Here is a 301-nt window from a genome sequence, read left to right on the forward strand (position 1 = left end):
TCGTGAAGGGAAGTTGACGCTGGCCAAGCATGAAACTCCTTTGGATATTTGCTGGAGTCGTCCGTTTCCCAAAGGGGCGACGCCTTCTTCGGTTACTGTCACAAGGACTACGGGGGGCAAATTCTATATTTCACTCCTGACCGAAGAAGAAGTCTCGCCCTTGCCAAAAGTGAAGGGCGAGGTAGGCGTTGATCTGAATACTTCCGAGATTGTCTGTTCAAACGGAAAGCGCTATGCAACCCCGCTCAAACTTCAGGTGCTGGAGCAACGCAAGCGCCGTTACCAACGCGCTTGCCGCCGA

General features: G+C 53.2%; 1 pseudogene. It reads left to right on the top strand.

The features are described 5' to 3' along the window. Window positions 1–301: pseudogene (locus tag IV91_RS18630) on the top strand (RNA-guided endonuclease TnpB family protein); the annotation flags it as partial.

This window comes from Ferrovum myxofaciens (genome assembly GCF_000735045.1).
GTDB lineage: Bacteria > Pseudomonadota > Gammaproteobacteria > Burkholderiales > Ferrovaceae > Ferrovum > Ferrovum myxofaciens.